Raw genomic sequence first — 21,063 nt, 5'->3', positions numbered from 1 at the left:
ATGAGTTTGCAAAACGAATCAGTCTCGAAAACCGAGAACCGCAAAAAATACGACCGCTTCAAGAAAGCCGGCATCAAATACATCGACTACAAAGACGGAAACTTCCTGCTGAAACTGTTGAACGAACAGGGTAAAATTTTACCCCGGCGTTTGACCGGTACAAGCCTGAAAAACCAGCGTAAAGTGGCCCAGGCCGTCAAACGCGCTCGTCATCTGGCTATCCTGCCGTACGTAGGAGATTCACTAAAATAGTTTTCAGTTTATAGTTTATAGTTTTCAGTTGTACAGCAAACTCTGTCCACAAAACTGTAAACTGACCTACTGAAAACTGAAAACTCTTTTAATCATGGATATCATTTTAAAAACCGATATTGCCGGCCTGGGCTATAAGAATGACACCGTAACGGTGAAGCCCGGCTACGGCCGCAACTACCTGATTCCCCAGGGGTTTGCGATCATGGCGACCGATTCTAACAAGAAAATCGTCGCCGAAAACATTCGTCAGGCCGCTCACAAAGCCGAAAAAATCAAAAATGATGCCCAGGCAATTGCCGATGGCATCGGCGATATTACACTGACTATTCCAGCAAAAGCGGGCGATAGCGGCAAAATATTCGGCCGTGTTACAAATACACAGGTGGCTGACGCTCTGCGCGCAAAAGGCTTCGACATCGACCGGAAGAAAATTACGGTTGATGACGTAAAAACCCTCGGTACCTATGAAGCATCACTTGACCTGCATAAGGATGTGAAGCACAAGGTTAAATTTGAGGTTGTGTCTGCAGAATAAGCACTTCATAACAAAAAACGGTCGGCCAGATTTACGTCTCGGTCGACCGTTTTTTTATGCCTATACTTTCGCTTCAATTTCAGTGTAATACCATTCAACAGGAGCCTTGTATTCTTGAAATATCGAACATATTTCGCCAAAAACTTTAGCGTTTTTGTATTGAATCTGCCGCCAGTCACAGGGTTCCAGCAATTTCAACGTTTCGCTCAGTGTCATTTTCTGGGCATCCTGCCAATAAATCAGTTGTTTCTTATCGGCAATCGTTCGATACAACAAATCACGGGCACGAACCGAAAAGGAGATTTCCTGTAGTTTCAGTGGCGGAATGCGTTCGATAAACTCCTGCCGACGATTAATTTCATGGCGCGCTTGATTAATTAATTCATGTAGTGATTCGAAACTAAGTGCTTTAATTCGTTTCTGGAAGGTCATCATTATTGAGTAAATCGAAAAGCATTATTTTCGGTGAATGTATACATAAAAGGCTATATCTCCTTACGTCAGGATAGATATAATAGTTAATAAATTTATACGACTATATTTTATATTTATAGTATAGACGACAGATGAAATATATCAGGGTAGGTCAAGTACAATTTTTTATCGGCTAAACACCTATATAAAACATTAAATATGAGATAGTTACACACAAAATTAACTTTAAAAACAGGGACCTATTTGGTATATATTTTTGTTGATACAGTATGCAGTTTCATACCGAATTTTCACCTGAACCACTCGCCCACCGTATTGGCCTCAACAGCCGTATTGTGACTATTGGGTCGTGTTTTGCCGAGGTTATGGGCCGTCGATTGGCCGACCATAAACTAACGGTCCTGGATAATCCCTTTGGTACGATCTTCAATCCCGTTTCTATTGCCAGGCTGCTAACAATGGCTCTCTACGGGACTTTGCCCGACGAGAATCGATACGTTGAACGCGATGGTGTCTGGTTTCATTACGACTTCCATTCGTCGATCTGGGCAAACAGTCGGGATGAATTACGCAACCGGTTAACTCAAACCCTGGCGCAGACCAGTGATGCGATTAACAAAGCCGACTTTCTGTTGCTTACCCTTGGTTCGGCGGTCGTTTATAGGCACATCGAAACAGGAAAAGTGGTAGCCAATTGCCACAAAATGCCAGGGCAGTTGTTTGAAAAATACCTGTATCAGATTGATCACCTCCGCGACGACATGACGCGGTTGCTAAAAACGCTACACAAAGCCAATCCAAAACTTAACGTTGTACTGACGGTCAGCCCTGTGCGCCATACCCGCGATACGCTTCCACTTAACCAGGTGAGCAAATCCACATTGCGGGTAATCACGCATGAACTGACTGTATGGAATGATTGGGTGTTCTACTTCCCTGCTTACGAATTAATGGTCGACGATCTGCGTGATTACCGATTCTACGAAGCCGATCTGATTCATCCGAACTCCCTGGCACACGACTACATCTTTAACAAACTTGCTGAAAGTGCTTTCGATACCGATCTTCGCAGCTTTATTGATAAATGGGTAAACGTCAGTAAATCATTGGCACATAGACCATTGTACGGAAATAGTCCGGCTCACCAACAATTCCTGACGAAGTTATTGGCACAATTGGAAGTCTTATCGAATCAAGTCGACGTTTCGACGGAACTGGCAGAGGTGCATCGTCGTTTAGAAAAATGTGTGATGCATAATGAATCGTGAGTTTTCGGACTCCAGCGCTGCATTCTACATTTTACATTATTCATTAGCCTGATGTCTGATTATCGATTATCGAAAGAAGCTGTTTTACAAGCACTAAGCACCGTTGAAGAGCCGGATCTGAAGCGAGATCTCGTTTCACTCAACATGGTGAAAGATATTGAGCTGAGTATTGGTCAGGTTCGTTTTACGGTTGTGCTGACTACACCCGCCTGCCCGTTGAAAGAAGTGATCCGGAAACGATGCGAAGATGCCATTCATACACACATCGGCCCCGATATTGAGGTAAAAGTCAATATGGTATCCGACGTAACCTCAACGCGTGCCAATGCCCCAACACTTCCGGGAGTAAAAAATATTATCGCGGTATCGTCGGGGAAAGGCGGAGTCGGGAAGTCTACCGTGACGGCAAATCTGGCCATAGCCCTGCACAAATCAGGCGCAAAGGTCGGTATCATCGATGCTGACATTTACGGTCCTTCGATGCCAACGATGTTTGGTGCCGAGAATATTCAACCCCGCATTTTTCAGGTAGATGGCCAGACCAGAATGGAACCGATCCAGCAGTTTGGCATCAAAATGCTCTCGATGGGCTTTCTGGTAGCTCCTGGACAGGCTATTATCTGGCGCGGCACTATGGCAGGCCGGGCTTTGCAGCAGTTCTTCTCCGATGCCGATTGGGGCGAATTAGATTATCTGCTTATCGATCTGCCACCGGGCACAGGCGATATACATTTAACACTGGTGCAAACCGTTCCGGTAACAGGTGCGATCATTGTAACAACGCCCCAGAAAGTGGCTTTAGCAGATGCAACGAAAGGGCTGGCCATGTTCCGACAACCGCAGATCAATGTTCCGGTATTGGGCGTTATTGAAAACATGTCCTATTTCACCCCGGCTGAATTACCCGAGAATAAATACTACATTTTTGGCAAAGGTGGCGGAAAGCAACTGGCCGATCAGTTTGATGTACCACTTCTGGGGCAGATTCCACTGATTCAGAGCATCCGGGAAGCGGGCGACGATGGCCGGCCTGCCATCAGCGTTGGTGAGCCTGTAGCCAGTGAGGCCTTCCAGAATACTGCCGAAGCACTGGCTCAGCAGGTAGCTATTCGAAACGCTACGACCGAACGCACCAAACGCGTAGAAGTAGCCTGATCGCTTCTCGTCTGAACCAGGCAAGAGCTTGGTTCAGGCAGTTGCATAAAACCCCGATACCCTGTAACTTTACCGTAAATAGAAAATTCCATGGAGACGGTAGTTAATAACGACCAACTGATTACGAAGATCGAACGAGCGCTTGATAGCATGCGTCCTTATCTGGCAGCAGATGGCGGCAATGTGAAAGTGCTGGAAGTGACCGACGATAAAACCGTACGGCTCGAGCTGATTGGTTCATGTGGTTCCTGCCCCATGTCAGCAATGACCTTTAAAGGAGGGCTGGAGGAAGCCATTCTACGTGCCGTACCCGAAATTACGAAGGTGGAAGCCGTGAATATTACACCCGCGTTTTAAGACATTCGGATTATGACTGCTAAAGAATTAATAAATATTGATCCAGAAATTATGGGAGGGATTCCTGTTTTTCGGGGAACAAGAGTGCCCGTTCAGCATTTACTGGATCATCTTGAGCATAATGCAACGATTGATGAGTTTCTAGTTGGTTTCCCCTCGGTGTCAAAAGATCAGGCTATTGCATTTATTCATTTAATGAGTCAAAGTGTTTCAGGCGGAAAGCTCCTTGCATTGAATGAAGATTTTGTTTGATGAAAATGTCCATAATAAGCTGAAATTTCGCTTTCCCGATCATGATGTCCTAACAGTACGGGATATGGGTTGGGCTGGTAAACGTAATGGCGAATTAATGCAATTGATGATTGAGTTCGGATTTGATTTATTAGTCACTTTAGACAAAGGATTTGAATACCAACAGAATTTCATCAAGTATCCCATTCCTGTTTTGGTTCTAAAAGTAAAGCGGAGTGACTACGAATTCCTGCTACCACTTATCGATAAAGTAAAGATTATTTTAGCCAGTCAGCTTCCTGAAGGCGTCACAGTTGTTTCGCCAGATTAAGATCAGTTGCCATCAGAACGCCGAATTAGGCGTTTTTTTGTTTCTTTGTGAATAGCATTATTCCTCAATTCAGTGAAAATAGGCATTTTCTTCGGGGGCCCGGCGCGGGAGCGCGAGGTGTCGTATGCAGGTGGGCGTACAGCTCTGGCAAATTTAGATAAAGGCTTGTTCGAGCCCGTTCTGGTATTCGTAGATGGGCGGGGGCGATTCAGGCTCGTGCAACCCGAATTCCTGAATTCGCCATCGTTACGGGAAGCTCTGCCACAGGATAGCTCGGGTTTCTCGGTTTATGATGAATCGCTCGATCCAAACATCCTGGAAACAACCCTACCCGAAATTCGTCCTGAACATTTTCGGAATTACTTCGATCTGGCATTTTTAGCCATGCATGGTCCAGACTGCGAAGACGGTGCTATTCAGGGTTTGCTAGAATGGCACAAAATGCCGTATACGGGGCCGGGCTTGGTTGGTTCAGCGGTAGGCATCAATAAAATCTTACAGAATGAACTGATTGCACTCGCCAATGGGCAGCAGAAAAAAACAGCAACTATAAGTCGTGACGCATACGAACGAGCCGATAAAGCGCAATTTTTCAAATCGCTGACCGATCATCTGGGCTTACCAATCGTTGTAAAAGCCCCGCACCAGGGTTCTTCCATTGGCGTGGCTATTGTTCGTGAAGCCGATCTGGCACAATTCTGCCGTGCTGTCGAGCAATGCTTCTTTACGATGACTATTCAACCTGATGGCTGGAGCAAACTGAGCGAATGGTCTGACTTATCAACCACAGAAAAACAGGAATTAGCCCAGGCAATGGTTAGTCTGGATTCAGGAATTAGTTTTCCGGTTGTGATCGAACAAACGGGAGAAGTCATTCGGCATCCAAAAGACTTCGTTGAAAAACTCGATGAACTTACGAGAGGCTCGGGCGGATCAATTACCCTTGCCTCCCTCAACGCTGAAGATGAAGTGTTATTTGAGGAGTTCATCAGCGGCCAGGAATTTTCGTGCGGGGTTATTCAGGATGATGATCAGATGGCAATTGCTCTGCCGCCCACTGAGATTTATAACGTAACGAGCTTCGATTTTGAATCGAAGTATAAGTTGAATACGACCAAAAAGCGGATTCCGGTTGAGACGACTCTCGAAAACAATCGCAAAATTCAGTTGGCCGTCGCCGAAGTTTTCACCCGGCTGGGCATAAATGTTTATTCGCGAATTGATGGTTTTCTAACCCCCGACGGCCGCGTGTTGCTTCACGATCCGAACACAATTCCGGGCATGTCTCCTTCGTCGCTTATTTTCAAGCAAATGGCAGAGATTGGCCTGAATCTGGCCAACTCCCTGACGTATCTTATCCGCCAGTCATTGCGGGAACGCATCCGTACGGGAAAAGATACGTTCCATCTCAAACGACTGTTGGCCGATCTCGATGCGCAGCTCGCCAACCGCAAAGCCAATCCCCTACCCGAACGTGTGATTTCGTTCGGCATAAGTGATGAAGAATTTGTGGCGGCAAAGCAACAATACAACGAGCTGGCAGCATCGGGAACCGTACGGCCATCGCTGATGTACATTAAAGGCAAAGCCGAATCGCATGAAATTCCGGTGTATTTCCTTTTCAAAGATACCATCGCCGATTTGGAAGCAGCCCTAAATCAACCGCGCCACCCATTACTGCTGGAAACAGCCGAAAGAAGCGCTCACATAACGGCGAGGTATGTTTAACTCGTAGTACTTTTCAACAAATAGCTGAATATGACCAGATAGATGGGCCTGGAAGCGGCCCAACCACAACCATCAATCCTTAAACGGTCTGCCATCGACTTGATAATGGCAGGCCGTTTTTTATATAGACAGCGTAATCAGTCATTCTTGTTACTAAAATTCTCCAAATGATTCTACCGTAAGGATTTGGTGGGCAAATGGGGAATTGTAATTTTGGCGAATAATCGTTTCTGTATTAATCAGCCCTTTAGTATGACAACTACCCTTGACGCTTCTACCCAGCAGCGAATCGACCAATGGCTTGGCGGTAATTACGACGCCGACACTAAAGATGCCATCCAACACCTGATCGACTCGGGCAATATTACCGAACTGACCGATTCGTTCTACCGCGATCTCGAATTCGGAACAGGTGGTCTACGGGGTGTGGTTGGTGTGGGGTCTAACCGCATGAATCGCTACACGGTTGGCGCGGCTACCCAGGGGCTTTCCAACTACATCAATGCCGCTTTCCCCGATCAGGACATTAGCGTAGCCATTGCGCACGATAGCCGCCGGATGAGTCCAGAATTTGCGCGGTTAGTCGCCGACATTTTCTCCGCGAATGGCATTAAAGTGTATTTATTCAGCGCCCTGCGCCCAACCCCCGAACTGTCGTTTGCAATTCGGCAATTGGGCTGCCAGAGTGGTATTGTCGTAACAGCTTCGCACAATCCACCTGAATACAACGGTTACAAAGTATACTGGAATGATGGCGCCCAAGTGGTTGCCCCCCACGATAAAGCGATCATTGGCGAAGTGGCTAAAATCACATCGGTAGACGACATCAAGTTTGTGGGTGTTCCGGAAAAGATTCACCTGATCGACGAAGAAATCGATGCCCCTTACATCGAGCGGATCAAGTCGAATGCCGTCAATCCGGATGTTATTAAGCGGCAGTCAAACCTGAATATTGTTTATACGCCTATTCATGGCACCGGTATTACGCTCGTTCCACGCGCTCTTGATGCGTTGGGCTTCACGAACGTTCATATTGTTGAACAGCAGGCAACACCCGATGGCAACTTCCCGACCGTAAAGTCGCCTAACCCGGAGGAACGGCCTGCGATGCAGTTAGCCCTCGATCTGGCTTTGTCGATCAATGCCGATCTGGTTATGGCTACTGATCCCGATGCCGACCGTGTGGGTGCGGGTGCCCGTAATCACCACGGCGAATTTGAGTTGCTGAATGGCAACCAAATGGCCAGCCTGATTATCTATTATCTGCTTAATGCCTGGAAAGACGCCGGGAAACTAACCGGTAATGAGTTCGTAGCGAAAACCATCGTTACGACCGACCTCATCGACCAGATGTGTGAACGCTATGGTGTAAAATGCTACAACACACTCACCGGTTTCAAATACATTGCCGAAGTCATTCGTGAACTGGAAGGCCAGGAAAAATTCATTGGTGGTGGTGAAGAAAGCTACGGCTACCTCATCGGTGATTTCGTCCGTGATAAAGATGCGATTGCCTCCTGTGCCATAATCGCCGAATTGACCGCCTACGCCAAAGACAACGGTCAGAGTCTGTTTGACCTGTTGATGACGATGTATCAGGAGAACGGTTTTTATTATGAAGCCCTTGTATCGCTAACGAAAAAAGGAAAAGCCGGGGCTGAAGAGATTCAACAAATGATGGCGGATTTCCGGGCAAATCCGCCAAAATCGATTGCTGGATCTCCTGTTGTTCGGGTCGACGATTACAAAGCACTGACTCGCCTGGACGCACAGAGCGGGCAGACGAGTGCCATTGAAGCCGGAAAAATGGGCATTGAATCATCGAACGTACTCCAGTTCTTTACGGCCGATGGCACGAAAGTATCAGCACGTCCTTCGGGTACGGAGCCTAAGATTAAGTTCTACGTTAGCGTTCGTGAACCACTCGAAAGCAAAGAAGCTTTTGACGATACGTATGCGCAATTGAAAACGAAAGTTCAGCGCGTAATCGATGACATGAAACTCGTATAGTTTGCCTGTAATTATACTTATTTTAAAAAAATATAAAAAATCCCGGCCTTGTAGAAAAGCCGGGATTTTTAATGGGTAAAAATATTTTCAATAAAATTAAAGTAAGCTTAATTAGAATTAATCGAAGAAATACTTTAAGCATTAGTACTCATGTACTTCTCTCGATCATATTACCTATTCTAATTAAGATCTCATGATTAACCAACTTCTACGCAATGTGCATCGCACATGGCCGCTGGCATTGCTTTGCTGGCTTTTGTGCGAAGGGGCCTTCGCCCAGGATCGTAAAATTAGTGGCCGTATTGCCGACGGCAACGACAACAATCCACTGCCTGGAGCGAATGTCGTCATTAAGGGTACGCAAATCGGTATGGTTACGAATGCCGAAGGACGATTTACATTAACAGTACCGACAGGCCGTAACACACTGACCATTTCTGCCATTGGCTACACAGCCCAGGAAATTACCATTGGAAATCAAACGGAACTCAATGTTACGCTGGCTCCCGATGTTAAAACACTGAATGAAGTTATCGTAACCGGGTATGGCGCTCAGGCCAAACGCGACATTACCGGGGCGGTTGCAACCGTCGATGTAAAGGAAGCACTTAAAGTGCCGGTTACAAACGTTTCGCAGGCATTGCAGGGGCGCGTAGCCGGCGTTCAGGTCGGAAACGACAATTCACCGGGAGGTAGCGTAATGGTGCGTATTCGCGGCTTTGGCACACTGAACGACAACTCCCCGCTCTACATCATTGACGGCGTACCTACAAAAGGGACTAACAACACCATCAACCCAAACGATGTTGAATCAATTCAGGTGCTGAAAGATGCATCGGCAGCTTCGATTTATGGTTCACGAGCCGGTAATGGCGTTGTTATCATTACGACAAAAAAAGGGAAAGCGGGAAAACCGAAGTTCACCTACGATGTGTATTATGGCACGCAGCGCCCCGGCAAAACATTGAGTCTACTGAATACCCAGCAATACGCTGATCTTTTATGGGAGTCCCGTATCAATTCGGCCAATACACTCGTCAATGGTGTAGCAACGCCTAATGCCGGCCAGAGTGGTTTGATTTATCCCAAAAATGCTCAGTTTGGGAGCGGTACTACGCCTGTTCTGCCAGATTATATCTTTCCGGATGGTGCTGCCGCAAACGATCCTCGCCTGGCACAAAATCCAGATGGTAGTTATGTCAACTACTCAAGTGATATCGACGGGGCCGACTTTCGCAAAACTAAATTCCTGATCACCAAAGCGAACAAACAGGGAACCGATTGGTTCGACGAAATTTTCGATCCTGCCCCCATTCAAAATCACCAGTTAGGCGTATCGGGTGGCAACGAAAGTGGTCGGTATGCCATGTCGGTGAACTATTTCAACCAGCAGGGCATCCTGAAATACACTGGCTATAAGCGGTATTCGGTACGGGCAAATACAGAATTCAACGTAAACAAGCGCTTTCGGGTGGGTGAAAACGTCCAGATTGCTTACGGAGAACGCGTTGGGGGCGGTAATTCAACCCAAAGTGCCACAGCCAATAACAACGAAAGCAACGCCATCTCAATGGCCTTCCGGATACAGCCGATCATTCCGGTGTATGACGTAGCCGGAAATTTTGCGGGTACCAAAGGGGGTGACCTCGACAACGCTCGTAATCCAGTGGCCTTGCTCTATCGCAACAAGGACAACGTCAACAAAGAGATGAAGTTGTTCGGTAACGTTTATGCCGAAGTTGATATTCTGAAAGGCTTAACGGCAAAAACCAGTTTTGGGGTTGATTATAATACGCTCAATGTTCGCGTTTATACACCGCGCGACGTTGAATCGTCTGAATCGGCAGGAGCCAACAGCATGTTCGCCCGGAACGAGTTCGGCTACACCTGGACATGGTATAATACCCTGACCTACAACGGCGAAATTGGCAGCAACATTCGGTATAATGTCATTGCCGGAACGGAGTCTATCAAAAATTACTTCGAGTTTCTGCGGGGCGACCGAAGCCGGTTTGCCGACGATGGTATGGAGAACCGGTATTTAGATGCCGGTAATGCCGGTACATCGACCAACACCAACGGCGCATCAGACTGGCGGCTAGCCTCGGAGTTTGCCAAAGTAAACCTGGCTTTCTTCGACAAATACCTCATTGATGGTACACTGCGTCGGGACCGTTCTTCGCGCTTTTCGGCAGCAAACCGCGTAGCTTATTTCCCGGCACTCTCAGCGGGCTGGCGCGTGTCGAAAGAGTCTTTCATGGCCCCAACAGCTGGCTGGATCGATGACCTCAAGTTACGGGCAGCCTACGGGCAAACCGGTAATCAGGAAATTGGTAACTACAACCCGTTCCTGATTTACGCCACGAATCCAACCAATTCGTTCTATGATTTAAATGGCTCCCGAACGTCATCGATTCAGGGTTATCAGCTCGATCAGTTTGGCAATGCCAACGCGAAATGGGAAACAACAACCTCCGTTGACTTTGGCCTGGATGCGTCGCTGTTTAAAGGCAAAGTTGATCTGACATTCGACTGGTTCAATCGCAAAACCACCAATGCGTTGTTCCCGGTAGAAGTTCAATCGACGCAGGGCGTTGCCACCAACCCATTTCAGAACATTGCCGAATTCACAAATAAAGGCATTGAGCTGGGCCTGAACTATAATGGTCGGGCACTGGGCGGTGAGCTAACCTATAGCCTGGGTGCGAATATCTCGACTTACCGAAATGTGGTCACGAAGACCGATGGAAATCAGTCAACTCAATATTTCGGTTTTACACCCCGCATTCCGGCCATGACCGTAACGCAGGCAGGCTACCCGATTTCGTCGTTCTTTGGGTATGTCATCGACGGGATTTTCCAATCGGATGAGCAGGCCAAAGCAGCTCCGCCAGCCTTCGCCAATGCCGATGGAACAAACAATTACAACAAAGCGGGTGAATTCATTTTCAGGGACGTAAACGGCGATGGAAAAGTCAATGCCAGCGACCGGACAATTATTGGTAGCCCACACCCCAACTTCAGCTATGGCCTGAACGTAAATATTGGCTATAAAAACTTCAATCTGACGCTGTTTGGCCAGGGCGTACAGGGCAATCAAATCTTCAATTACGTTCGCTACTGGACTGACTTCCCGACATTTGGGGGTAACCGCAGCACGCGCATGTACTATGAGTCCTGGAAGCCAGGCAAAACGGACGCTAAACTGCCAATCCTGCGCTCGAATGACGCGATAAGCTCCAACCCATCTACCTATTATCTGGAACCGGGTGGTTACCTGCGGCTCAAAAACGTTCAGTTGTCCTACAACCTGCCCCGCACGTTGATGAGCCGGTTAGGGGTAAGCAATGCGACTATTTATGTACAAGGTCAGAATCTGCTGACGGCAACTAAGTACACGGGGCTGGACCCTGAAATCAACCTGCGTGATTCAGGAGGTACCGGCAACGACCGGCACATTGGTGTGGATGAAGCGGCTTATCCGGTTGCCAAAACCCTGCTTGTGGGCCTAAATCTGGCGTTCTAATCCCTTGACTTAATCTGATCTTACATCATGAAAAAAATAACTGTATTAGCCTGTCTGTTAACAATTGGCTTTGTTACAGGCTGTAAAGAGTCTTTCCTTGACGTACAACCCAAGGCTGTACTAGGTGCCGAAAACTTTTATAACCGTGTTGGCGTCGGCTATCTGCTTACGGGAGCCTACTCGTTACTGGACGGTTGGGGTTCCGGCGGAACATCGTACCATAGCTCGGCCGACAACTGGGTTTATGGCAGTATAGCTGCTGATGATGCTTACAAAGGATCTACCTCAGGCGATCAGCCGGAAGCAGGCTACATCGAATACAAAAACATTCAGCCCGACAACACCTACTTCCGGGGTAAGTGGCGGGTTGTATACGATGGTGTAGCCCGCTCGAATGATGTGATCCAGGCCGTTGCCAAAGCAACCGACATGAGCAATGACGAGAAGACCCAGGCGATTGCCCAGGCACGCTGTCTGCGGGGTCATTACCATTTTGAAGCGAAAAAAATGTTCAACATGGTACCCTACATCGATGAAAAAATCTATAATCCGCTCGATCTGAACAGTACGAAAGTGCCTAATGACAAAGACATATGGCCCAATATTGTTGATGATCTGAAATTTGCTTACGACAATCTGCCCGAAGTACAGTCGCAGAAAGGTCGGGTAACCAAATGGGCTGCCGCAGCCTTGTTGGCTAAAGCCTATGTTTTTCAGCAGAAATGGGCAGAGGCCAAACCGTTGCTGGAAGCCGTTCTTGCCAGCGGGAAGTACAAGCTGATGGACAGGTACCATGATAATTTCAAGACGGTAACGAATAATAATTCGGAGTCAATTTTTGAGATTCAGTATTCGGTTAATGACGGTACAGGTGAAAACGGCAACAATGGAGCTGTGCTGAACTACCCGTATGCCGGTCCGACCACCTGCTGTGGCTTTTTCCAGCCCGCACAGAACCTGGTCAATGCGTTCAAAACCGACGCCAATGGCTTGCCAATGCCCGCAACGTTCAATGATTCGGATGTAATAAGCGATCAGGGCATTGAGTCGACACAGCCGTTCACACCTTACGCGGGTACACTTGACCCACGTCTGGACTGGACAGTTGGCCGACGCGGCATTCCATTTCTCGATTGGGGAATAATGCCTGGAAAGTCGTGGGTACGCGACCAGGGCAATGGCGGCCCTTATGAAGGCAAAAAGCACTTATTCTATAAGACAGATGTCGGCACGAACACCTTCGCCAGCAATTCGCGTCTGAACGCCAATAATTACCGGATGATCCGTTTATCGCACGTATACCTCTGGCTGGCTGAGTGTGAAATTGAAGTAGGAAGCCTCGAAAAAGCCAGGGAATACGTCAACGTGATCCGGAAACGGGCTGCTAATCCCGATGGTTTTGTGAAACTGGATGACGGTAAGCCAGCGGCTAATTATGTCATTAGCCAGTATACGACCCCCTGGGCCGATAAAGCCGCAGCCCGCACGGCCGTACGGTTCGAGCATAGACTGGAATTTGGCATGGAAGGTCACCGCTTCTTTGATCTCGTGCGCTGGGGTATAGCTGATCAGACTCTGAATGCGTATATGGCGAAAGAGGCCAGATTACGCACGTATTTTAACGGAGCCTCCTTCTCAAAAGGAAAGCACGAATATTACCCGATTCCATTGCAGGAGATTTTGAATAGTAAGATTAGTGGCAAGGAAACACTAAAACAGAATCCTGGCTATTAATTTCATATAAGCAGCACCAGTGGGCAGTGAACAAATAAAGGTGTTCGGCTGCCCACTTTTTTTGTCGCTAGAATCCCGGTTTATGGAAATTTTTATCCGCCCAGCCCAATCATCGGACATTGCTTAAACAGCTTTCTGGCAATGGGGGGTCAAGGGCTCCAGAAATAGTGTTGAGATGCATCACTAACCCCTGAAACGACCCGGAAGCTAAGAAGCTATTAAGTAAACCAATGCGAAAAGAGTGGACCTCCTAAAAATCTGTATCTTTGCAGGCTGTTAGTTTCTGGATACGGGTTGATTCATTTCGTATTGACTCGACCCTAACTGACTTGGGCTAAATTGACTAATCCAGATCAATGCCGGATTATGACGTTACACTTTCATCGACTCGACGAATTAGATACGGTTGCTCATCAATTACTGGCCGAAGGACGAAAGTATTCGGTATGGCTGTTTGAAGGCGAGATGGGTGCTGGTAAAACAACACTGATTAAAGCACTTTGCCGGGCATTAGGTGTCGTCAGTATGGTACAAAGTCCAACCTTTTCGATTGTTAACGAGTATACAACGCACGAAGGCAGGTCGGTCTATCACTTCGATTGCTACCGACTCCGCAATGAAGCCGAAGCGCTGGACATTGGTATCGAAGAGTATTTTGATTCAGGTGATTATTGTTTCATTGAGTGGCCGGAACGCATCGAATCGCTGTGGCCTGCCACCTACTATCAGATCCATCTTTCAGCCGATCATGTCGGCCGCCGAACGGTGGAAACTTTATCAGTTGACTAGTTTTCGAAGGGTAGGCTTGTACCTATTCATGTTTCTATCTACCGAAAACTGAAAACGATTAGCAAGTGACTGGATTCGAGGAATTGGCTAAGCAAACAGCCTTATATCCCAAAGAAGCTCCGATGGCCGTAAAGACCAGTCGGAACGGTTTACTTATCGGTCTGCCGAAAGAAGTATCACTTCAGGAGAACCGTATCGCACTCACGCCCGAAGCCGTGGCCATTCTGGTCCGTAACGGCCACAATGTAATCGTTGAAAAAGGAGCTGGCGAAAAAGCCAAATTCTCGGATACGGAATACAGTGAAGCCGGAGCACAAGTTGCGCAATCACCCCAGGAAGTATATGAGGCCAATCTGATTTTAAAAGTTGAACCACTCGTCGAGTCGGAGTTCGACCACATAAAATCAGGCAGTACGGTTATTTCAGCCCTGAATTTACCTGCTCACGACCGGGGTTATTTCGAAAAAATCAACAACAAAAACCTGACAGCGTTCGGGTATGAATACATTGAAGATCAGGCCGGCAATATGCTTATTATCCGCTCGATGAGCGAGATTGCAGGCAGTACCGTCATGTTGATTGCCGGTGAATACCTGAGCAACGCCGATAATGGGCGGGGCATTATTCTGGGTGGCATTACGGGAGTACCTCCCACCAAAGTAGTGATGCTCGGAGCCGGAACCGTTACCGAATATGCTGTCCGGACGGCCCTGGGTATGGGGTCCGACGTGAAGGTGTTCGACAAGCATCTGTACAAGCTTCAGCGGCTCAAATATTCCGTTGGCCAACACGTCTACACGTCTATTATCGACTCCGACACACTAGCGGAAGCCATTCAGCGCGCAGATGTGGTCATTGGTGCCATGCGGGCAGAAGATGGCCTAAGTCCGATTGTTGTAACCGAGGAGATGATTAGCCGCATGAAACCGGGTTCTGTGATCATCGACGTGTCAATCGATCAGGGCGGCAACTTCGAAACCTCACGAATGACGACCCATAAACACCCCACATTTAAGCACATGGGTGTCATCCACTACTGTGTACCCAATATTGCAGCACGCGTCGCCTACACGGCCAGCATGGCCCTCAGTAACATCTTTTTACCTTTTCTGCTTGAAACTGGTACTACGGGTGGTATTGAGCAGATGATGTATGCGAACCGTTGGTTCATGAAAGGTGTTTATGCTCATAAGGGAACGCTCACCAACGCCTACATCGCCCGGAAGTTCAACATGCGCTTCAAGGATTTGGACCTGTTGCTGGCAGCCCGATTTTAAGTTTTACAACGTCTTCAGTTTATAGGCATCTGTAGGAGGTAAGCCTTACTGGCGCGACAGTACTGAAACTGAAAACCGCACCGGCGACCCGGTGAAAACTTTTTAACATGATTAACCATAGCAACGAAAATACCCTACTCGACGATGCCAATTCGTATGATGTCAACAAAGAGTTGATGGGTGTGATATCGTCGGATTTCATCAAAGTAGCCGATCAGTTGAAAGAGGCTTCGTACCAGATCAGGAAACGTGGCTTCTCGGAATTTCCGATTTTTGTCGCATCACGCCGTGATGTTCCGGTAGGTCAGTTATTGATTGGGGCCACTGAGCTCGACAATCAATGGAACTATAAAGCATCGTTTCTGGACGAGTTCATCCAACGTGCCCTGATTGGTGCAGAATCGCTGGATTTGTGGAAAGAGAATTACAAGCAACCGGATGAATATTGCTGTTTATTTGTCGTACATGGCGATTTTGCCGGCTTTGTTTATATCCCTTATCCCGAAGACTAATAGCGTTTTTTAATCCATCCTAACAAAGCCAGGCCTTCAGGAGACCTGGCTTTATTTTTGTCAGATTGGGTACCGTTCGAAGCATCCTGTTCTGTTCCTGGGCCTCCCGCTAAGTTTTATGATCAACACACAATAATGAGCGCTGATCATCGGCAAATTCCATGTCGGCTAATAATACTTTTTCGAGAAATCCCCCCGCTAAAAAAAGCCGATAAAAAATGTCATTTATAGCGTCATTGATTGGATGATCAACTATCAGAAAATAGGCCGTAAATCGACCATAAACCCGCTAAAATCCACTACTTATCGGGCAAATTGGGGAATAAAATAATTTTACGTATATTAAGGCAATCTTACCAAAAGACCTAGGAAAAGACAAATTATTTTTGTATTTTTACAATCTGTTAGGCTCACCTGAATTTGCCATTTATTGAGCCATAAACAACAAATTTCAGACACGCTCCCATTCCGATATGACCAACGAACTGATTGAAGCAGATGCTCCCGTTGAAACCGCGCTAGGCAACTATGGTGCCGATAACATCCAGGTGTTAGAAGGTCTGGAAGCCGTTCGCAAACGTCCATCCATGTATATTGGCGACGTAGGTACGCGCGGCTTGCACCACCTCATCTGGGAAGTTGTTGATAACTCTATTGACGAGGCTTTAGCGGGCTACTGCGACAAGATAACAGTAGCAATTAATCCTGACAACTCGGTTACGGTACAGGATAATGGCCGGGGTATCCCAACAGGTATCAATACCAAAATGGGTAAGTCGGCACTCGAAATTGCCATGACGATATTACACGCCGGTGGTAAGTTCGATAAAGACACATATAAAGTATCCGGAGGTCTGCACGGCGTTGGTGTTTCCTGCGTAAATGCACTCTCGACCGACGTTCGTGTAGAAGTTCACCGCGAAGGCAAAATTTTTGAACAGGAATATAAAATTGGCGTCCCTCAGTACGATGTACGCGTCATTGGTGATGCCACCGATACAGGTACTACGACGCATTTCAAGCCTGACGCCAGCATTTTTACCGATACAGTATATAAGTACGACACAGTAGCCGGTCGACTGCGTGAACTGGCTTACCTGAACAAGGGTATTCACGTTTTCCTGAAAGATCTGCGGGAATTGGATGAAGCCGGTGAGCCTATCCGCCAGGACGATTTCTTTTCAGAAGGTGGTCTGGTCGAATTCGTGCAATATCTGGATGAAACCCGCCCTGCCCTTGATGGCATGAAGCCCATTTACATGGAGAGCACGAAAGGCGCTACTCCCGTACAGGTTGCTTTGGTGTATAATTACGAAGCAGGCGAAAATGTCCTGTCGTATGTCAACAACATCAATACACACGAAGGCGGTACACACGTACAGGGCTTCCGCTCGGCACTAACGCGAGTCTTGAAGAACTATGCCGACAAAAACCCCGGCGTATTGCCCAAGAATTCCGGAAAAGTAGCATTTAGTGGTGAAGACTTCCGCAAAGGACTCACCGCTGTTATCTCGGTGAAAGTTCAGGAGCCTCAATTTGAAGGGCAGACCAAAACCAAGCTGGGCAATCAGGAAGTAGTCAGTGCGGTTAGCCAGACAATGGCCGACCTGCTGGAAACCTGGCTGGAAGAAAACCCAAAGACGGCAGCCGGTATCGTGAAGAAAGTGCTTGTGTCGGCTCAGGCGCGGATTGCCGCTGATCTGGCCTACAAGCGTATCATGACCGAACGCAAGGACTTTATGGGTGGTATGGGTCTGCCCGGTAAGCTTGCCGACTGCTCCGACACCGATCCGGAAAAGTGTGAACTTTACCTCGTAGAGGGTGACTCCGCTGGTGGAACGGCCAAACAGGGCCGCAACCGGGCGTTTCAGGCGATTCTGCCACTGCGCGGTAAAATCCTGAACGTCGAGAAGGCAATGGAGCACAAGATCTACGAAAACGAAGAGATCAAGAATATATGGACGGCTCTCGGCGTGCGGCTCGAAAAGAAAGATGATGAAACGGTAATGAACCTGGAAAAGCTTCGCTACCACAAAATCATTATCATGACCGATGCCGACGTTGATGGTAGTCACATCCGGACACTGATCCTGACGCTTTTCTATCGCAACATGAAAGCGCTCATCGATAATGGCTATATCTATATTGCTCAGCCACCACTCTATCTTGTCAAAAAAGGCAAAGAAGAACGGTATTGCTGGACTGAAGCTCAGCGCGAAGTAGCCGTTAAAGAACTTGCCGGTAGCGGTCGAGAAGAAAACGTAGGTGTACAGCGTTATAAAGGTCTGGGTGAGATGAACGCCGAACAGCTCTGGAGCACGACGATGAACCCCGACACGCGAAGCCTCAAGATTGTGACCGTCGAGTCGGCCGCCGATGCTGATCACGTCTTTTCAACCCTGATGGGCGATGAAGTTGCTCCCCGACGCGACTTCATCGAACGAAACGCTAAATATGCCCGAGTGGATGTTTAACCGAAAGATAACATAGAGCGGGCTGAAAAGCCCGCTTTTTTGTTTTACTTCAAAGTTCTAAATTCAGTATGCGTTATTCCCTTAATCCCAACCGTACGATACTGGGTAACATTGTTTCCCGTTTTACTCACCGTCAGCAAGATCAAGCCACGACAGTAACCGACAAAATGGCAAAGGTTAGCGAAAAAGTTAGTAGTGTCATTGATCAAAGTGACTACCTCAGCCGCGATTTAAGCTGGCTTAAATTCAATGAACGGGTGCTGGACCAGGCCCGACGTGTCGAACCTCCTCTTCAGGATCGGACGCTCATGGAACGATTGAAATTCCTCGCGATTTCAGCCTCGAATCTGGATGAGTTCTTTATGATCCGGGTTGGAAGTCTATACAACTACCTCGATTACCATAAACAGCGTGTCGATTATTCCGGTTTACGCGAAGTGCCCTTTCGGAAAGCATTATACACGACTTCCCAGCAGTTTTTCCGCGACCAGCAGGCTGTATTTACAGATCAGTTGTTGCCCCTGTTCCTCGAAAATGGTCTTCAGCTAGCCAGCTATAGCGACCTTACCGCCGACGAAAAAACGGAAGCGACAGGCTATTTCGATCGGGCAATCTATCCAACATTGACACCAATGCTCTACGACTATACGCACACGTTTCCGGTGCTGTTAGCTAAAGTGCTCATATTTGGTGTGGTGACGCAAAATCCGGACGGCGCTAACCTCCAGAGTCTGCGTTCAGAAGATGAAGATGATCGACAACGGTTATCGTTTGTGCAGATTCCGGCCAACCTGCCGCGCTTTCTGTCATTCGAGCGTGAGGATACTATTGTGTTCGTCCCAATTGAAGAAATCGTCAGACAAAATATAAAAAAGCTCTACCGTAACGTCGAAATTCTTTCCGTTAACCTATTTCGGATCACGCGTAACGGCGACTTTACGCTCGACGAAAACGATGATGATGAAGTCGATTTTCTGGACGAAGTACGGCAGAAAATCAAAAGTCGCCGGCTCGGTCGTGTAACCCGTGTGGAGGTTGAAACAGACAGCAACGGTCAGGTGGCTTCACCCTGGATGATGAACCTGCTCAAAAAGCGCTGGGAAATCGATGACCTGAATATTTTTGAGTCGAAGACAATGCTCGATTTTTCGGCCTTCTGGCAAATCATCGGCCATCCGGAATTCAAAGATGACATGCCTCGGCCTCATGCACCCGTTCCACCGCTGGGTCTCGGCCGCGACAAAAACGACGATATTTTTGAGATAATTAAACAGCGCGACTTACTACTTCATCACCCTTACAACAATTTCGAGCCCGTATTACAACTTCTCGAACAGGCTGCGGAAGATCCGCATGTACTGGCTATTAAAATTACCGTTTACCGGCTGGCCAAGCGATCACGCGTTACTGAAGCGCTGTTGAAAGCGGCTGAAAATGGCAAACACGTTTCGGTACTGTTTGAAGTGAAAGCGCGCTTCGATGAAGAGAATAATATTCGTGAAGCCCAGCGCCTGCAAAAAGCCGGATGCTTTGTGATTTATGGGATCAGCCGATATAAAACGCACACCAAACTTCTGCTGGTCGTACGCAATGAAGGCAGCCGTGTAGTACGCTATGCCCATATGGCCACTGGTAATTACAATGAAGATACATCGAAGTTATATACGGACATTGGCCTCCTGACAACCAATGAGACCTATACGCACGATATCTCCGAGTTTTTTAACGTTATAACGGGCCATTCCCTGCCCAACGAATACCAGTACCTCATTACGGCTCCCCGCGACATGCGCGAACAGTTACTTCGATTGATCAGGGTCGAAGCTGATAACGCCCAGCGTGGTTTACCGAGTGGTATCTGTATAAAGGTCAATTCGCTGGAAGACAAACTGGTGATCGACGAATTGTACAAAGCGTCGCAGGCAGGCGTTCCTATTCGACTCATTGTCAGAAGTATTTGCTGTTTACGTCCCCACCGAACCGGCCTCAGTGAGAACATTACGGTTCGGTCGATCGTTGGCGATTTTCTGGAACATACCCGGATTTATTATTTTCATAATAACGGTGATCCAAAGATATACGGTGGTAGCGCCGACGTAATGGTACGGAGTTTTGATCGGCGGATTGAATCGCTGTTTTTCCTGGCCGACCATCGTGTGAAGCAGTTAGCGATCCTAATTCTGGACTATAACCTGAAAGATAACGTCAATTCGTATGAATTGATGGAAGATGGCGACTTTAAAAAATGCCAAGTACCCACTGGTGGCCAACCCTTTAATCTACACCAGCGCTTCTTTGAGGTAACTGAGAAGGAAGCGCTGGAAACGCGTCTATTCGACCCGGAGATTAAACCTGCCGAAGTGGCCAAGATTGAAGAAGAATACCAGGAAGGAGCTGAACGCGCCATTGCCAATATTTAGTAAATAATATCGTAAGTTTGATTGCT

17 protein-coding genes are annotated in these 21,063 nt (G+C 47.6%); 16 read left to right on the top strand and 1 reads right to left on the bottom strand.

Features of this window, described 5'->3' with window-relative positions:
* Both rpsR and rplI read left to right on the top strand, forming a co-directional pair.
* Window positions 1-252, top strand: a complete 252-nt coding sequence (gene rpsR, locus G8759_RS06990; protein WP_012925715.1) for a 30S ribosomal protein S18 — start codon at window positions 1-3, stop codon at window positions 250-252.
* A 94-nt stretch (window positions 253-346) separates the two neighbouring features.
* The gene (gene rplI / locus G8759_RS06985) at window positions 347-790 is read left to right on the top strand and encodes a 50S ribosomal protein L9 (RefSeq protein ID WP_162387526.1); all 444 of its coding nucleotides are present in this window, start codon (window positions 347-349) and stop codon (window positions 788-790) included.
* A 60-nt stretch (window positions 791-850) separates the two neighbouring features.
* Here rplI and G8759_RS06980 read toward each other — a convergent pair whose 3' ends face one another.
* A complete protein-coding gene (locus tag G8759_RS06980; protein WP_167206482.1) occupies window positions 851-1,225 on the bottom strand; it encodes a hypothetical protein in 375 nt (124 codons plus the stop codon).
* Between the two features lie 269 nt (window positions 1,226-1,494).
* On the opposite strand from G8759_RS06980, the gene G8759_RS06975 reads away from it, so the two are divergent.
* The 14 genes from G8759_RS06975 (at window position 1,495) to ppk1 (ending at window position 21,037) form a co-directional block, all read left to right on the top strand.
* A complete protein-coding gene (locus G8759_RS06975) occupies window positions 1,495-2,493 on the top strand; it encodes a GSCFA domain-containing protein (RefSeq protein WP_167206480.1) in 999 nt (332 codons plus the stop codon).
* A 51-nt stretch (window positions 2,494-2,544) separates the two neighbouring features.
* Window positions 2,545-3,648: an Mrp/NBP35 family ATP-binding protein gene (locus G8759_RS06970; protein WP_167206478.1), complete on the top strand. Its 1,104-nt coding sequence runs from the start codon at window positions 2,545-2,547 to the stop codon at window positions 3,646-3,648.
* 90 nt (window positions 3,649-3,738) lie between these two features.
* The gene (locus G8759_RS06965; protein WP_167206476.1) at window positions 3,739-4,005 is read left to right on the top strand and encodes a NifU family protein; all 267 of its coding nucleotides are present in this window, start codon (window positions 3,739-3,741) and stop codon (window positions 4,003-4,005) included.
* Between the two features lie 12 nt (window positions 4,006-4,017).
* A complete protein-coding gene (locus G8759_RS06960) occupies window positions 4,018-4,257 on the top strand; it encodes a DUF433 domain-containing protein (protein ID WP_167206474.1) in 240 nt (79 codons plus the stop codon).
* The gene (locus G8759_RS06955; protein ID WP_167206473.1) at window positions 4,241-4,567 is read left to right on the top strand and encodes a DUF5615 family PIN-like protein; all 327 of its coding nucleotides are present in this window, start codon (window positions 4,241-4,243) and stop codon (window positions 4,565-4,567) included. The genes G8759_RS06960 and G8759_RS06955 overlap by 17 nt, the downstream gene beginning before the upstream one ends.
* Before the next feature lie 72 nt (window positions 4,568-4,639).
* Complete coding sequence (locus G8759_RS06950) at window positions 4,640-6,295, top strand: D-alanine--D-alanine ligase family protein (protein ID WP_167206472.1); 1,656 nt, start codon at window positions 4,640-4,642, stop codon at window positions 6,293-6,295.
* A gap of 252 nt (window positions 6,296-6,547) precedes the next feature.
* Window positions 6,548-8,305 carry a phospho-sugar mutase gene (locus G8759_RS06945; RefSeq protein WP_167206471.1) on the top strand — a complete coding sequence of 586 codons (1,758 nt, stop codon included), beginning with the start codon at window positions 6,548-6,550 and terminating at the stop codon, window positions 8,303-8,305.
* A gap of 193 nt (window positions 8,306-8,498) precedes the next feature.
* Window positions 8,499-11,831 (top strand): SusC/RagA family TonB-linked outer membrane protein, encoded by a 3,333-nt coding sequence (locus G8759_RS06940; protein WP_197933102.1) that lies wholly within the window; start codon window positions 8,499-8,501, stop codon window positions 11,829-11,831.
* A 27-nt stretch (window positions 11,832-11,858) separates the two neighbouring features.
* Window positions 11,859-13,565: a RagB/SusD family nutrient uptake outer membrane protein gene (locus G8759_RS06935; RefSeq protein WP_167206470.1), complete on the top strand. Its 1,707-nt coding sequence runs from the start codon at window positions 11,859-11,861 to the stop codon at window positions 13,563-13,565.
* A gap of 366 nt (window positions 13,566-13,931) precedes the next feature.
* Window positions 13,932-14,354, top strand: coding sequence for a tRNA (adenosine(37)-N6)-threonylcarbamoyltransferase complex ATPase subunit type 1 TsaE (gene tsaE, locus G8759_RS06930; protein ID WP_167206469.1), 423 nt, complete (start codon window positions 13,932-13,934; stop codon window positions 14,352-14,354).
* Between the two features lie 65 nt (window positions 14,355-14,419).
* Entirely contained in the window at window positions 14,420-15,631 is a 1,212-nt protein-coding gene (locus G8759_RS06925) for an alanine dehydrogenase (protein WP_162387515.1), read from the top strand.
* Window positions 15,632-15,738: 107 nt separating this feature from the next.
* Window positions 15,739-16,143 (top strand): hypothetical protein, encoded by a 405-nt coding sequence (locus tag G8759_RS06920; RefSeq protein ID WP_167206467.1) that lies wholly within the window; start codon window positions 15,739-15,741, stop codon window positions 16,141-16,143.
* A gap of 473 nt (window positions 16,144-16,616) precedes the next feature.
* Window positions 16,617-18,617 (top strand): DNA topoisomerase (ATP-hydrolyzing) subunit B, encoded by a 2,001-nt coding sequence (gene gyrB, locus G8759_RS06915; RefSeq protein WP_167206465.1) that lies wholly within the window; start codon window positions 16,617-16,619, stop codon window positions 18,615-18,617.
* A 68-nt stretch (window positions 18,618-18,685) separates the two neighbouring features.
* Window positions 18,686-21,037, top strand: a complete 2,352-nt coding sequence (ppk1, locus tag G8759_RS06910) for a polyphosphate kinase 1 (protein ID WP_167206463.1) — start codon at window positions 18,686-18,688, stop codon at window positions 21,035-21,037.
* The last annotated feature ends 26 nt before the right edge of the window (window positions 21,038-21,063 follow it).

This window comes from Spirosoma aureum, from assembly GCF_011604685.1.
In the GTDB taxonomy this organism is placed as follows: Bacteria; Bacteroidota; Bacteroidia; order Cytophagales; family Spirosomataceae; genus Spirosoma; species Spirosoma aureum.
Note: the sequence above shows the minus strand (reverse complement) of the source record. Positions and strands in the feature narration are given on the sequence as shown.